This is a genomic window from Nocardioides mangrovi (assembly GCF_020073815.1).
In the GTDB taxonomy this organism is placed as follows: Bacteria; Actinomycetota; Actinomycetes; order Propionibacteriales; family Nocardioidaceae; genus Nocardioides; species Nocardioides mangrovi.
The window spans coordinates 604,131-617,875 of record NZ_JAIQZJ010000001.1; the positions used below are offsets into that span (position 1 = coordinate 604,131).

A 13,745-nucleotide genomic window follows, 5' to 3' on the forward strand; every position below is an offset into this window, starting at 1 on the left:
GTGGGGTGGCCGGACGACGTCGTCGTGGACGGTCGGTGCTGCGCGTGATCATCGTGGCGGAGCTGGTCGTCGCGCTGCTCACCGCCACCGGCGTGGTCTTCGCCTACCAACGGATCGACCGAGGCATCACCACGGGCGAGACCATCGAGCACCAGGTGCAGCGCGAGAAGAAGCCGTTGCCCACGTCCGAGATGAACATCCTGCTGATGGGCAACGACACCCGCGACTGCGCCGGGTGCGACATCGACAACCAGGCCGGCGAGGGCGGGTCGGACACGACGATCCTGCTGCACATCGCCGACGGCCGTCGCTCGATCTACGGCATCTCGATCCCCCGCGACACCCTGGTCGACCGGCCCGAGTGCCGCAACGGCAACACCGTCATCCCGGCCGCCGACGACGTCCAGTGGAACGAGGCCTACTCGGTCGGCGGCCCGGACTGCACCGTCGCCCAGGTCGAGGCGGTCACCGGCGTCTACATCGACGACTACATCACCCTGAACTTCGGCGGCTTCAAGGACATGGTCAACGCCATCGACGGCGTCCAGGTCTGCATCCCCGAGCCGATCGACGACGAGGTGGCGCACATCCACTTCGACGCCGGCACCCAGACCCTCGACGGCGACCGGGCGCTGCAGTACGTCCGCGAGCGCCACTCGACGGCCAACTCCGACCTGGGCCGGATGAAGCGTCAGCAGGCCTTCATCGCCTCGATGATCAGCAAGGTGATGTCGGCCGACACGCTGACCCGGCCCGACAAGCTCTACGGCTTCGCGTCCAGCCTCGCCGACTCGATCGAGACCAGCCCGGACATCGCCAGCGCCGGCAAGCTGGTCAAGCTCGCCATGTCGGTGCGCCACGCCAACCTCGACAACATCAAGTTCGTCACCGCACCGACCACCGACTTCCCGGTCGGCGATCCCAACTGGGGCCGGCTGCAGCTCACACCCGATGCCCAGCAGCTGTGGGACAAGGTCAAGAACGACGAGCCGCTCGGCAAGCTCGGCAAGGGCGCGATCACCGCGAAGGACCCCAACGGCGACAAGAGCACCGCCGCCGAGAACGGCCTGTGCTCCTAGCGTCAGCCCGTCAGCCCAGGAAGCGCTCGACGTACGGCGCGAAGCGGGTGCGCAGCTCGTCGGGGTCGAGCCCGATCTCCGCGGGGGCGTAGTCAATGGTGCCGAGGTGGCCGCGGCGGTGTCCGTCGAGGTACGCCGCCATCGCGGACCGGGCCTCCGGGGTGACCGGCTCGCCGGCGAGCGCGTAGACCCGCTGCGCGGTCGCGAGGTCGTCGGACATGAAGTCGTCGAACCGCACGTCGACCGAGCGCTCGGGGGCGAGCACCTCCCGGTCCCGGACGACCGCGTCGAGCATGATCGCGAGGCGATCCGCCCAGGCCCGCCCGATCTCCCGCGCCGGCACCGGGTCGCGGTGCATCCGGGCGGTGTAGACGATCATCGTCACCATCGACACGGTCACCGACACCGGGTCGCGGTGGGTGAGCACCACGGTGGCGTGGGGGAACACCTGCGCGAGGACGGGCAGCTGCTCGAGGTGCTGCGGCGACTTGAGGAGCCAGCGCCGGCCGCCACGGGCGTGCTGGAGCACCTGGAGCTGGGTGCGCAGGTGCGCGTAGTGCGGGGTCTGGTCGTGGGCGAGGTAGTAGTCGCGCCAGGCCGGCACCTCGCCCAGCGTCTCGAAGAGCATCGTGGAGAAGTCGTTGGCGAGGAGCTGGATCTCCTCGTGCACGTGGTCGGTGGTCATCTCGTGCATGAGCGGGAAGTAGGGCATCGCGGCGTTCATGAAGTCCACGGCCATGTCCATCCGGGCCCGGCGCGGCTCGACGCCGTCCTCGCCGGGCATCGGCAGCGGCTCGACGCTCTCCCAGTAGGGCAGGGTGCGGAAGGTCGGCCCGGCCGCCAGCAGATTGTGCAGGTGCGTCGTACCGGTCCGCGGGAGCCCGGCGATGATCACCGGTGCGGCGAGCTCGACCTCGAGCGCCTCGGGGTGGCGCGTGAGGTACTCGGTGAGCAGCAGCCGGTTCTTGAGCAGCTGCAGCAGCTGCGCGTGGAAGTTGACCTGCCCGGGGCCGTGCAGCCCGTCGATGTCGCGGATCGCGGCGAGCAGGACGTCGAGCCGCTCCTCGTAGTCGCGGGCGCCGAAGTCGTCGAGGCCGGTCTCCGCGGCGGCCTGCGCGTGGAGGGCCGCGGCGTCGAGCGGACAGGCCTCGGCCATGGTCGCCATCAGGCCGCGCAGCTCCTCGATCTCGGGCGAGAAGCGGGGGCGGGTCAGGTCGTCGAGGTGCACCACGGGCGGTTACGTTACTCTGCGTCACGTAATGACGACAGCCCCTGGACGACCCCGTGACCGGCGCATCGACCGCGCCGTCCTCGCCGCGACCGCCGAGCTCCTCGTCGAGACCGGGTACGCCGACCTGACCGTCGCCGGCATCGCCGCACGAGCCGGCACGACGAAGCCAGCGATCTACCGGCGCTGGCGCAGCAAGGCGCACCTCGTGCACGAGGCGGCCTTCCCGGTCGACGACCGGATGGAGGTCCCGCACACGGCCGAGCTCGCCGACGACCTGCGGACCATGGTGCGCACCGTCGTCGCGGTCTTCTCCGACCCCGTCGCACGCGCCGCGGTCCCCGGACTGATGGGCGAGATGACCACCGACCCGACCCTGCACGCCGCCCTGCTCGAGCGCTTCCAGGCCGGCCCGATCGGCCGGGTCCGCGAGCGGCTCGCCGCCGCGGTCGCCGCGGGCCAGGCCCGCGCCGACCTCGACCCCGACGCCTTCGTCGAGGCCATCGGCGGCACCACCCTGCTCGCCCTGCTCATCCGCGGGGACGGGGAGCTCGACGACACCTGGATCGACCACACCACCCGCCTGCTCCTCGAAGGGATCGCCCCATGACCGACACCCACGAGTCGACCGCCGCCTGGCACGAGCTGCTCGACGGGCTGCGCGACCTGGAGTCCAGCTTCCTCACCGGCGACCGTGCCGTCGCGGGCGCCCAGGCCGTCGCCGACGGCTACCGCGCGCTGGCGACCGTGCTCGGCGTCGGGCTCGACACCTATCTTTTCCCGGACCCGAGCCGGCCGACGTTCGTCGACGTCAACACGCCGTTCCGCCGCGACCGCCGCTGGGGCGGGGACAACAGCGACTCCTGGTACGCCTTCGTGGTGCTCGACCCCCGCCGTACCTATCGGGTCACGGGTCAGCGCGGCGACAGCGTCTACTTCTCGATCACCGTCTACAACGAGCCCTCCCCCGGCGCGTGGTCGGACCGGGTGATCGGCGTCGTCAACGACGACGACCTGACCTTCGACGCGGACGGACGCTTCGAGCTGATGATGGGGCCGCGGCGGCCGGAGGGGTACGACGGCGCCTTCGTCGAGCTCGCCGAGGACACCGCCGCGGCGATGACCCGCGACTACCAGGTCGATCCCGGGCGCGGGCGGCGGGTGACCTGGGAGGTCGAGGTCCTCGACGAGCCAGGGCCGGTGCGCAACGGCGACGCCGAGACCGCCCGCGCGCTGCGGTCGACGCTCACCTGGCTGCGCACGATGTTCGCGATCGTGCCGCTCTCGGTGGGCGTGCGCACCGACGACCACAGCACGCTCGGCCACGAGATCACCCAGCTCGCCAACGACTTCGGCGACCCCTACCGGGTCCCCGACTTCAACTTCGGCTGGTCGGCGACCGACGCCTGCTACTCCTTCGGCAGCTACGACCTCGCCGAGGACGAGGCGCTCGTGGTGACCCACCGGCCGCCGGCCTGCCGCTTCTGGAACGTCATCATCTGGAACCAGTTCATGGCCGCCCACAACCTCACCGACGGCCGGGTCTCGCTCAACCACGGGACCGCCGTCCCCAACGCCGACGGCACCGTCACCGTCGTCATCGCGCGCACGCAGCTCGAGCACCCCAACGCGATCACCACGATCGACCACGCCCGCGGCAACCTCGCCTTCCGCTGGTTCCTCGCCGACGAGGTGCCGGCCACGCCCGAGGTACGGCTGGTCAAGGCCGCCAACGCGCCGACCGCCGTCGACTGACATCCGGGCCGGGCTCCGGGACTCGACAGGGACTCCTGCCGCTTGTCGGCCGTTGCAACGGCTGTCCAGCGACGGGATACCCGGTCGACCGGGTATCCCGACACGGCACCGGCCGCTCAGACTAGGGCGACCGGGCGCCAGCCGGGGCGCGGGGTGGAGTCGAGGAGCAGGCGGGTGTAGTCGTCCTGCGGGTCACCGAGGACCTGCTCGACCGCCCCGTGCTCGACGACGCGACCGTGCCGCAGGACCACGACGTCGTGGGCGACCTGACGGACGACGGCGAGGTCGTGGGTGATGAAGAGGTACGCCGTGCCGAGGTCGCGCTGCAGCGCGTTGAGGACGTTGAGCACCTGCGCCTGCACGGAGACGTCGAGCGCGGAGACGGCCTCGTCGAGGACGATCACCTCGGGCGAGGTCGCCAGCGCCCGCGCGATCGCGACCCGCTGCCGCTGACCGCCCGAGAGCGAGCGGGGCGTCAGCTCGAGGTGCGTCGGGCCGAGCCCGACCTGGGTGGCCAGCTCCTCGACCCGCGGCAGCCGGTCGGTGCGGGGCGTCCCGCCCAGGGCGACCGCCTCCGCGAGCGCGTCGCCGATCCGCTGGCTGCGGTCGAGCGTGGTCGCGGGGTCCTGCGGGACCAGCTGGAGCTGGGCGCCGCGACGGCGGCGCTCGCGAGCGGACCGGGCGACCCGGGTGCGGTCCTCACCGCAGACGGCCACCCGTCCCGACGTCGCGGTCTGCAGGCCGGTGACGATGCCGCCGATCGTGGACTTCCCGGCGCCGGACTCGCCGACCAGCGCCGTGGTCCGTCCCCGGCGCACCCGGAAGGACACGTCGTCCACGACGACCGGGCCGTCGCCGTACCGCTTCACGAGGTGCTCGACCTCCAGGACCACGTCGTTCATGCGACCTCCTCGACGCGGTGGCAGCGGACCCTGCTGGCCCCGACCAGCCGCTCCTCGGGGAGAGCGGAGCCGCAGATCGGCAGCGCGACCGGGCAGCGGTCGACGAAGGGACAGCCCGGCCCGGTCTGCGCGGCCGGCACCGGGCTGCCGGGCGCGACCGGGATCTCCGTCAGCCGCTGGTCGAGCGGAGGTCGCGAGGCCAGCAGGGCGCGGGTGTAGGGATGCACCGCGTCGTCGCGCAGCGTCGCCGCGGGAGCCGTCTCGAGCACGCGCCCGCCGTACATGACGGCGATCCGGTCGCAGACCGCCGAGGCGAGGTCGAGGTCGTGCGTGACCAGCACCAGCGCGGCCCCCATCTCGCGGCGCAGCTCGTCGGTGAGCGCGAGCACGTCGGCCTGGGTGGTGACGTCGAGGGCGGTGGTGGGCTCGTCGGCGAGCAGGAGCCGCGGCCGCTCCATGAGCACCGACGCGATCATCACCCGTTGGAGGAGCCCGCCCGAGAGCTCGAAGGGGTGCTGCCGCATCCGCCGCTCGGGATCGGTCATGCCCATGCGGCGCAGCACCGTCAGCGCCTGCTCCCGGGCGGCCGCGGTGTCCTGGCCCGCGTCCCGGGCGCGCTCGACGAGGAAGGCACCGACCGTGTGCACCGGGTTGATCGCCGAGCGCGGGTCCTGGAAGACCATGCCCAGCCCGCGGCGGTGCTCACGGAGCTCACGGCCGCGCAGCCCGAGGACGTCCCGGTCCCCGACGCGTACGGCGCCCCCGGTCCGCGCCGAATCGGGCAGCAGCCGGGCGACCGTCCGCAGCGTCATCGACTTCCCGGAGCCGGACTCACCGACGATGCCGAGCGCCTCGCCGGGACGTACGGCCAGGGAGACGCCGCGCAGGATCGGGGTGTCCCCGAGGTCGAGCGTGAGGTCGTCGACCTGCAGGAGTGCGGTCATCGTCGGTCCTCCCCGGAGACGCGCGAGCCCAGCACGAAGAGCGAGAGCACGGTGACGACGATCAGCACCGACGCGCTCGCAACGCCGAGCGGATGGCCCTTGAGCAGCGCGTCCTTGTCGCTGGCGAGCACGCCCCAGTCGGCCTGCGGCGCCTGCACGGCGAGGCCCAGGAAGGACAGGCTGGCGAGGTCGATCAACGCGTAGGCGAAGGCCACGCTGGCCTGCCCCACCAGCACGGGCGACAGGTTGCGCAGCACGTGCCGGACGTTGACGCGCAGCGCGCCGTGCCCCTGCACCGACAGCGCCTGCACGTAGGGCAGCCGGCGCTCCCCCTCGGCCGCCGTGGTGGCGAGCCGGGCGACGTAGGGCAGGTAGGCGATCGCGAGCGCGATGACGGCCGCCCCGAGGCCCGGCCCGAACATCGCGACGGCCAGGATCGCCAGCAGCAGACCGGGGATCGCGAACATCACGTCCAGCACGCTGCCGAGCACGATCCGCGTGCGGCCGCCGCGCCAGGCGCTGACCAGCGCGAGCGGCACCCCCAGCAGCAGCGCGGCCAGCACCACCGCTGCGGGGCCGAGCAGCGACGTACGCGCGCCGTAGACGAGCCGGGAGAAGACGTCGCGACCGGTGCCGTCGGTGCCGAGCCAGTGGTCGGCGCTCGGGGTGGCGTAGGGGTGGAGCAGGTCGCCGGTGTTGGGGTCGTACGGCGCGATCAGCGGCGCCAGGACCGCCGCCGCGGCCACGAGCACGAGGACGACGACCGCGGCCCAGCCGCTGACGCCGAGACCGGTACGGCGCGTGCGCGAGCGGGTCAGCCGGCGGGCGGCGGTGAACGGGAGCACGGTCATCGGGCCACCACCCGGGCCCGGGGGTCGAGCGCCATCACGACCAGGTCGGCGAGCAGGTTCAGCAGCACGAACGCGCCCACGACGACCAGCGCGATCGCCTGCACCACCGGGAAGTCCTTCTGCTGCACCGAGCTGATCAGCAGCCCACCGAGCCCGTTGAGCCCGAAGGCCTGCTCGACCACGACCGCGCCGGCGACGAGCCCGGCGACCTGCAGCCCGATGACGGTCACGACCGACGGGGCCGCGTTGTGCAGCACGTGGCTGCGCAGCAGCCGGCCGCCCGAGATGCCCCGCATCCGCGCCGTCTCGACGTGCTCGGACGCCAGCTCCTGCCGGGCACTGGCGCGCGTCACCCGGCTCACCAGCCCGCTGGCGAGGATCGCGAGCGCGACGGCGGGCAGGGTGAGCCCGTGCCACCAGCCGACGACGCCGTCGCCCTGCCCGTACGCCGGGAACCACCCCAGCTGCACCGCGAAGACGCTGATCAGCACCCCGGCGGCCACGAAGGCCGGCACCGCCGTCGCGACCGACGTGAGAGTCGTGACGCCCGCGTCGACCGGACCCGGGCGCAGTGCCGCGAGCAGGCCGCTGCCGACGCCGAGCAGGACGATGAGCACCGCGGCGTACGCCACCAGCGAGAGCGTCACCAGCGCCGGGTCCGCGATCCGCGACGACACCGGTTGCTGGGTGATCAGCGACGTCCCGAGATCGCCGCTGAGCACGTGCCCGAGCCAGGTGAGGTAGCGGAGCACCGGACTCTGGTCGAGCCCGAGGTACTCACGCACCTGCGCCTGCACCTCCGGCGAGGGCGGCCGGGAGCCGAAGAGCACCTGCTCGGGGCTGCCCGGGGAGAGGTAGACGCACAGGTAGACCACGATGCTCGCGATCAGCAGCGTCACCACCGCCCCGAGCAGCCGCCGCAGCAGGAACCGTCGCATCGGACCGCTCGCCTACTTCGCGCCCACGGCCGCGGCCCACGGCGAGGTCATGAAGGAGAAGGTCAGCGTCGAGCCGGTGACCTTCGAGCCCTCGAAGACCAGCGCGCGGGGCTGGGCGATCGGGATGACCGGCAGCGCGTCGGCGAGCTTCGCCTCGGCGCCGACGACCAGCTCCGCCCGGGCGTCGTCGTCCTCGGTGCGGTCGGCCTCGGCGAGCGCCTGCTCGACCGCGTCGTCGTGGTAGCCGCTGAAGTTCATGTTGCCGGCGTCGCTGCCGACCAGGGCGTCGAGGTTCATCGGCTCGGGCAGCTCGATGTAGTTCTTGGTGAGGATCAGGTCGTAGGGCTCGCGCGCGGACGGGTCGGCGAACAGCGCGCCGTACTGCTGGTTGGGGATGCCGACGAGCTTGATGTCGAGCCCGATCTGCTGCGCCTCCTGCTGCACGACGGTCGCCACCTGCTCGCTCTCGGCGTCGCCGGCCGGGTAGCCGAAGGTGATCTGCTGGTCCGCGACGCCGGCCTCCGCCAGCAGCTTCGTCGCGGCCTCGGGGTCGGCGTCGGCGACGAAGTCCTGGTAGGCGTCGTCGTACGTCGACGTGGCATAGCCCCACACGCCCGGACCCGACACCTTGTAGAGCGGGTCGGCGGTGCCGGCGAAGACGGTCTTCGCGATGCCCGCGCGGTCGATCGCCGTCGACAGCGCCTGGCGGACCTTCGGGTCCGCCGACGGCCCGTCGGCAGCGGTGAAGAGCAGGTCGACGTTGATCGGGGTCGATCCCTCCTGGCCGACGTAGAGCGTGCCGGCGCTGGAGTCCTGCAGCTGGTCGGCGAGCGTGCTCGGCAGGCTGAGCGCGCCGTCGATCTTCCCGGACTCGAGGCCGTTGGCCAGCGCGGCCGGGTCGGTCGGGTAGACGAAGGTGAAGGTCGAGGCGTGCGCGGCGCCGTCCGCGTCCCAGTAGTCGGGGTTCTTCTTCATGACCAGCCTGCTGGTGCCGTCGTACGACTGGAACTCGAAGGGCCCGGTGCACATCACCCCGGTCGACGGGCTGCCGAACGCGCGCCCCGCCTTCTCGGCGAAGGCCTTCTCGACCACGGCCGCGCCGAGGGTGCCGAGCGCCTGCTCGAAGCTGCGGGAGCGCTGCTTCAGGGTCACCGTCACGGTGTCGTCGCCGGTCGCCTTCACACCGGTCACCTGCGCGAATGCGCCGGAGTAGTTGGAGGCGTACGTCGGGTCGAGGTTGCGGCCGAGGCTGTAGGCGACGTCCTCGGCGGTCATCGGCTTGCCGTCCCAGAAGGTCACGTCGGTGCGGATCGTGATGACGTAGTGGGTGTCGTCGGTGTACGCGCCCTTGGTCGCGAGGCCCGGCTCGAGCCCGTAGTCCGGCGTCACCTTCATCAGCGGCTCGCACATGTTCGGGATCGCGGTCTCCTCCGGGTAGTCCGCGAGGCCGATCGGGTCGAGCGTGATCACCGGCCGGTAGCCGCCGTACCAGGTGACCGCGTCGAGGTCGCCGCTGGCGGTGCCGGTGGTGAGCTGGTCGGCGCCGATGCTCGACACCGCCGCACCGGAGGGCGCGGCGCCGTCGCTGTCGGAGCCGGAGCAGGCGGTGCCCCCGAGGGCGAGGACGGCCACGCCGATCGTGGCCGCGATGGTGCGGTTGCGCTGGATCATCGGATCTCCTCGGTTGCTGGCGTGAGTCAGACGTGGTGGACGAGCTCGCCCGCGACGTACGTGCGGAGGACGGTGGTGCGGCCGGGGTCGCCGCTCTCGAAGGGGTTGCGGTCGTGGACGACGACGTCGGCCTCGAGGCCGGGCGTCAGGGCGCCGATGCGGTCGTCGAGGCGGGTGACCCAGGCCGAGCCGGCGGTGTACGCCGCGAGCGCGACGCCGAGCGGGATCCCCTGCTCGGGGCCGAGCGCCGGCGTGCCGGCGGGCGCGAGCGCGTCGGTGCGGGTGACGGCGGTGTGGATCGCCGGCCACGGGTCGGGGGTGCTCACCGGCCAGTCGCTGCCCATGACGAGGGTCGCGCCGTCGCGGTGCAGCCCGCCGAAGGGGTACTGCTGGCCGGTCCGCTCGGGACCGAGCACCGGGATGGTCAGGTCGTCCATCTGCGGCTCGTGGCAGGCCCACAGGGCCTGGGCGTTCGCGGCCACCTCGAGCGCGCGGAAGCGGGGCAGGTCGTCGGGGTGCACGACCTGGAGGTGGGCGAGGTGGTGGCGCCGGTCCGCGGTGCCGTTGGCGGCACGCGCCGCGGCGACGGCGTCGAGGACGTCGCGCACCGCCCGGTCCCCCAGGGCGTGGAAGTGCACACCGAAGCCGGCGGCGTCGAGGGCGGTGACGGCCTCGCGCAGCAGTGCGGGCTCGAGGAAGCTGATGCCGGAGTTGTCGCCGTGGCCGCCGCACCGGTCGTGGTAGGGCTCGAGCATCGCGGCGGTGCCGGTCTCGATGACGCCGTCCTGCATGACCTTGACGTGCGGGAGCGTGTAGCGACCGCCGCCGGGCACGGTCGCGGCCGCCTGCTCGGCCTCCGTGCGTCGGGCCACCAGCCGGGCGACCTGGGCGGCGACGTCGTGGTCGCTGCGCTCCCACCAGAGCGCTCCGGCCACGCGGGCGGTCAGCCAGCCCTCGGCCTGCGCGGCCAGGTAGGCGCGGTGCAGCGAGTCCTCCGCGAGGTGGTGGACCATCGCGTCCTGCCACCCGGTGATGCCGAGCGAGTGCAGGTGGGCCTGCGCCTCGCGCAGGCCGGCAGCGTGGTCGGCGGCGGTGTCGGCCGGGACCAGGCGCTCCACCAGGGCCATCGCGCCCTCGTGCAGCAGGCCGGTCGGGTGGCCGGCAGCGTCCCGCTCGATCCGCCCGTCCTCGGGGTCCGGCGTCGAGCGGTCGATCCCGGCCAGGTCCAGCGCCCGGGTGTTGACCCAGGCCGAGTGGTGGTCGCGGTTGGGCAGGTAGACCGGGCGGTCGGGCACGAGCTCGTCCAGCAAGGCCCGGTCGGGGGTGCCGCCCGGGAAGGCGGCCATCGACCAGCCGCCGCCGAGGATCCAGGGCGCGTCGGTGCGGGCGGCGTACGACGCGACCGCGGCGGCGTACTCCTCCGCGGTCTCGCCGGCGGTGAGGTCGCAGCGGACCCGCTCCAGGCCGCCCTGCACCGGGTGCACGTGGGCGTCGACGAAGCCGGGGGTCACCAGCCGGCCCGCGAGGTCGACGACCTCGTCGGCTCCGGCGAGGAAGGGCCGCACCTCCGCCTCACCGCCGACCGCGACGATCCGGTCGCCGCGGATCACCAGCGCGCTCGCCCAGGTGGCGGCCCGGTCGGCGCGGAACACGGCGGCGTTGCGGAGCACGGTGGTCTGCATGGCGAGAAGGAAACCCCGCGACCGAGTTGCTTGTCAACAGTGTTGACAACACTGTTTCACCGGGCTGGATCCGTGAGAGGGTGTCCTCCGTGCCCGAGACGAAGAAGACCCGCAAGCGCCCCGGACGCCAGCCCGGCACCACCCTGACCCGGGAGGCGATCCTCGACCGGGCGCTCGAGCTGGTGGAGCGGGACGGGGTCGCGGCGCTGAGCATGCGGCGGCTGGGCGAGGAGCTCGGCGTCGACGCGACCGCGTTCTACCGGCACTTCCGCGACAAGGACGCGCTCGTCCTCGCGGCCTACGACCGGGTCACCGACGAGCTCGCCGACCTGGTCCGCGAGCTCGACCCCTCCCTTCCGTGGCGGACCCGGCTGGAGCGGCTCGCCGAGGCCGGCTGGGCGCTGTCGGAGCGCTACCCTGCGATGTACAGCCTGGGCTGGGCCCGGATCACCGGCGGTCCGGCCGAGCGGGAGATCGTCGAGTTCATCCTCGGCACCCTGGCCTCGACCGGGCTCGCCGCCGACCGGGCCGTCCTCTACTACCGCACGTTCGCGGACCTCACCCTGAGCCTCTCCGGGATGCGGGCCACGGTCGCCGCCCTCGACCCGGCGCTGCGGGAGAAGGACGCCAACGCCTGGACCAACATCTACGCCGCGCTCCCCCAGTCGGAGTACCCCGCCGCCATCGCCCACGCGGCGGAGCTCCAGCGGGTCACCGAGACCGAGATCTACGAGCTCGCCATCCAGGCGCTGCTCGACCGCGTCGAGCGCGAGATCGGCTGAGCCACCGGCCGAAACCACCCGCCCGCGGGTGGTGCCGTCCACCCCTGCCCGTCACTACGGTCCGCTCGTCGGCACGAGGAGACGGGGCGCGCGATGACGGGGAGCAGGCGGTGGGCACGGTGCGCTGCCTCTGTCGCCGCCCTGGTGGTCGTGGGCAGCGGCTGCGACCAGGCCAGCGTCGACCGGGCCGACGACCTGTGCGTGCAGTACGACGAGCTCAGCAGCAAGGTCGACACCCTCGCCGAGGCCGACCCGGAGACGGCGACCCTCGACGAGCTGCGCACCCAGGTGGACGACGTGCAGGAGCAGCTGGACGCGTTCCAGGCGACGGCCGAGGGCCGGCTCGACACGGCGGTGTCGACGCTGCGGGCGGCGGTCGACGACCTCGCGCAGACGCTGATCGCGGCGGGCGAGGACGCCGCCGCCGCGGCCCAGCCGTTGGTCGAGGACGCCCTCGACACGATCGGTGAGGCGTGGGGGTCGCTGGAGAAGGTGGCCGATGTCAGGTGCGGGGAGGCGTGATGAGCGCGGACGACGTGAAGCTGGTGCTCGAGGCCCTCGTGGTGCTCGGGTGCATCGTGATGGGCACCCGCGCCGGCGGCGTCGGGGTCGGCCTCTGGGGCGGCCTCGGGACCGCGGTCCTGGTCTTCGTCTTCGGCGAGCCACCCGGTGAGCCACCGGCCGCCGCGATGGCGATCATCCTCGCCGTCGTCACCGCCGCCGCGCTGATGCAGGCGGCGGGCGGCATCGACTGGATGGTCGCGATGGCCGCGCGGGTCATCGAGAAGCGGCCGCACCAGATCACCCTGATCGCACCGCTCACGGCCTTCGTGTTCTCGATCGGGGCCGGTACGAGCAACATCATCTATCCCCTGCTGCCGGTCATCTACGACGTCTCCTACCGCAACCACATCCGCCCGTCGCGGCCGCTGACGGTGACCGTCGTCCAGTCCGGCATGGCGCTCGCGGCCTCGCCGGTCTCGGCCGCGATGGCGGCGATGCTGACGCTGACCGACGTGGCGCCGTACGACCTCGGGCTGACGGAGATCCTGGCGATCACCCTCCCGGCCTGCGTCGTCGGCATCATCGCGACGTCGCTGGTCGTCAACCGGATGTGGCCCGACCTCGACAACGACCCGGAGGTCCAGCAGCGGATCGCGTCCGGCGAGCTCGCGGCGCCGGGACAGCAGGCGGGCGACGGCGCCGGGTCGGCCACGGCCGGGCTCACCTACACCGCCGCGGGACGCAACTCGGCCCTCGCCTTCTTCGCCGGCGTGCTGGTGATCGTGCTGCTCGGGCTCTTCCCGGACCTGCGCCCCGCCTTCAAGGTCGAGGGCGAGGGCATGGTCTCGATCGACATGACCACGACGATCGTGATGGTGATGTTCACCGTCGGCGTCGCGATCCTCTTCCTCGGCCGCCCGCCGGTCTCCGAGGTCCCGGACCAGTCGGTGTTCAAGGCCGGCATGATCTCCGCGATCGCGCTCTTCGGGATCGCCTGGCTCACCGCGACCTTCATCTCCGCCCACGAGGAGCAGATCATCAGCACGATCGGCGGCTGGGTCACCGACTGGAAGGTGCTCTTCGCGCTGGCCGTCTTCCTGGTCGCCGCCCTGACCACCAGCCAGTCCACGGCGACGCGGACGATCGTGCCGATCGGCCTGGCCGCCGGGCTCTCCCCCGGCCTGGTCACCGGCATGTGGGCCGGTGCGCTGAGCGGCGTCTACACGCTGCCGGCCAACGGCACCCAGATCGCGGCCGCCAACTTCGACCACAGCGGCACCACCAAGCTGGGCACCAAGCTCATCGACCACAGCTTCTTCGTCCCGATGCTGATCATGACCGTCGTGACCGTCGCCGTCGGCGCGGGCATCGGCGCGATCGTCGCCTGACCCGCTACTCCAGCCCGTCAC

At 72.7% G+C, this 13,745-nt stretch carries 13 protein-coding genes; 6 read left to right on the forward strand and 7 right to left on the reverse strand.

The window, feature by feature from the left end:
* The first annotated feature begins 5 nt into the window (after window positions 1-5).
* Complete coding sequence (locus K8U61_RS02845; protein ID WP_224121448.1) at window positions 6-1,079, forward strand: LCP family protein; 1,074 nt, start codon at window positions 6-8, stop codon at window positions 1,077-1,079.
* Window positions 1,080-1,089: 10 nt separating this feature from the next.
* On the opposite strand, the gene K8U61_RS02850 is transcribed toward K8U61_RS02845, so the two are convergent.
* Window positions 1,090-2,310: a sulfotransferase family protein gene (locus K8U61_RS02850; RefSeq protein WP_224121449.1), complete on the reverse strand. Its 1,221-nt coding sequence runs from the start codon at window positions 2,308-2,310 to the stop codon at window positions 1,090-1,092.
* Window positions 2,311-2,338: 28 nt separating this feature from the next.
* Here K8U61_RS02850 and K8U61_RS02855 point away from each other — a divergent pair, with 28 nt between their 5' ends.
* Together K8U61_RS02855 and K8U61_RS02860 are read left to right on the forward strand one after the other, a co-directional pair.
* Window positions 2,339-2,917, forward strand: coding sequence for a TetR/AcrR family transcriptional regulator (locus K8U61_RS02855; protein ID WP_224121450.1), 579 nt, complete (start codon window positions 2,339-2,341; stop codon window positions 2,915-2,917).
* Window positions 2,914-4,062: a DUF1214 domain-containing protein gene (locus K8U61_RS02860; RefSeq protein ID WP_224121451.1), complete on the forward strand. Its 1,149-nt coding sequence runs from the start codon at window positions 2,914-2,916 to the stop codon at window positions 4,060-4,062. Before K8U61_RS02855 ends, K8U61_RS02860 begins: the two co-directional genes overlap by 4 nt.
* Before the next feature lie 116 nt (window positions 4,063-4,178).
* Here the strand turns inward: K8U61_RS02860 and K8U61_RS02865 are convergent, their stop codons facing one another.
* Genes K8U61_RS02865 through K8U61_RS02890 form a run of 6 tightly spaced genes read right to left on the reverse strand, consistent with a single transcriptional unit; the run spans window position 4,179 to window position 11,050 of the window.
* Window positions 4,179-4,964: an ABC transporter ATP-binding protein gene (locus K8U61_RS02865; protein ID WP_224121452.1), complete on the reverse strand. Its 786-nt coding sequence runs from the start codon at window positions 4,962-4,964 to the stop codon at window positions 4,179-4,181.
* Window positions 4,961-5,908, reverse strand: coding sequence for an ABC transporter ATP-binding protein (locus K8U61_RS02870; RefSeq protein WP_224121453.1), 948 nt, complete (start codon window positions 5,906-5,908; stop codon window positions 4,961-4,963). The genes K8U61_RS02865 and K8U61_RS02870 overlap by 4 nt, the downstream gene beginning before the upstream one ends.
* The gene (locus K8U61_RS02875) at window positions 5,905-6,759 is read right to left on the reverse strand and encodes an ABC transporter permease (RefSeq protein ID WP_224121454.1); all 855 of its coding nucleotides are present in this window, start codon (window positions 6,757-6,759) and stop codon (window positions 5,905-5,907) included. The genes K8U61_RS02870 and K8U61_RS02875 overlap by 4 nt, the downstream gene beginning before the upstream one ends.
* The gene (locus K8U61_RS02880) at window positions 6,756-7,697 is read right to left on the reverse strand and encodes an ABC transporter permease (RefSeq protein WP_224121455.1); all 942 of its coding nucleotides are present in this window, start codon (window positions 7,695-7,697) and stop codon (window positions 6,756-6,758) included. Before K8U61_RS02880 ends, K8U61_RS02875 begins: the two co-directional genes overlap by 4 nt.
* A 12-nt stretch (window positions 7,698-7,709) precedes the next feature.
* Window positions 7,710-9,368, reverse strand: coding sequence for an ABC transporter substrate-binding protein (locus tag K8U61_RS02885; protein ID WP_224121456.1), 1,659 nt, complete (start codon window positions 9,366-9,368; stop codon window positions 7,710-7,712).
* A gap of 26 nt (window positions 9,369-9,394) precedes the next feature.
* A complete protein-coding gene (locus K8U61_RS02890; protein WP_224121457.1) occupies window positions 9,395-11,050 on the reverse strand; it encodes an amidohydrolase in 1,656 nt (551 codons plus the stop codon).
* A gap of 89 nt (window positions 11,051-11,139) precedes the next feature.
* Between K8U61_RS02890 and K8U61_RS02895 the strand changes: the two genes are divergently transcribed.
* The 3 genes from K8U61_RS02895 to K8U61_RS02905 all read left to right on the forward strand — a co-directional run bounded on the left by K8U61_RS02895 (window position 11,140) and on the right by K8U61_RS02905 (window position 13,724).
* Window positions 11,140-11,832: a TetR/AcrR family transcriptional regulator gene (locus tag K8U61_RS02895; RefSeq protein ID WP_224121458.1), complete on the forward strand. Its 693-nt coding sequence runs from the start codon at window positions 11,140-11,142 to the stop codon at window positions 11,830-11,832.
* A gap of 93 nt (window positions 11,833-11,925) precedes the next feature.
* A complete protein-coding gene (locus K8U61_RS02900) occupies window positions 11,926-12,354 on the forward strand; it encodes a hypothetical protein (RefSeq protein ID WP_224121459.1) in 429 nt (142 codons plus the stop codon).
* Window positions 12,354-13,724 carry an anaerobic C4-dicarboxylate transporter family protein gene (locus tag K8U61_RS02905; protein ID WP_224121460.1) on the forward strand — a complete coding sequence of 457 codons (1,371 nt, stop codon included), beginning with the start codon at window positions 12,354-12,356 and terminating at the stop codon, window positions 13,722-13,724. The genes K8U61_RS02900 and K8U61_RS02905 overlap by 1 nt, the downstream gene beginning before the upstream one ends.
* Window positions 13,725-13,745 lie beyond the last annotated feature (21 nt).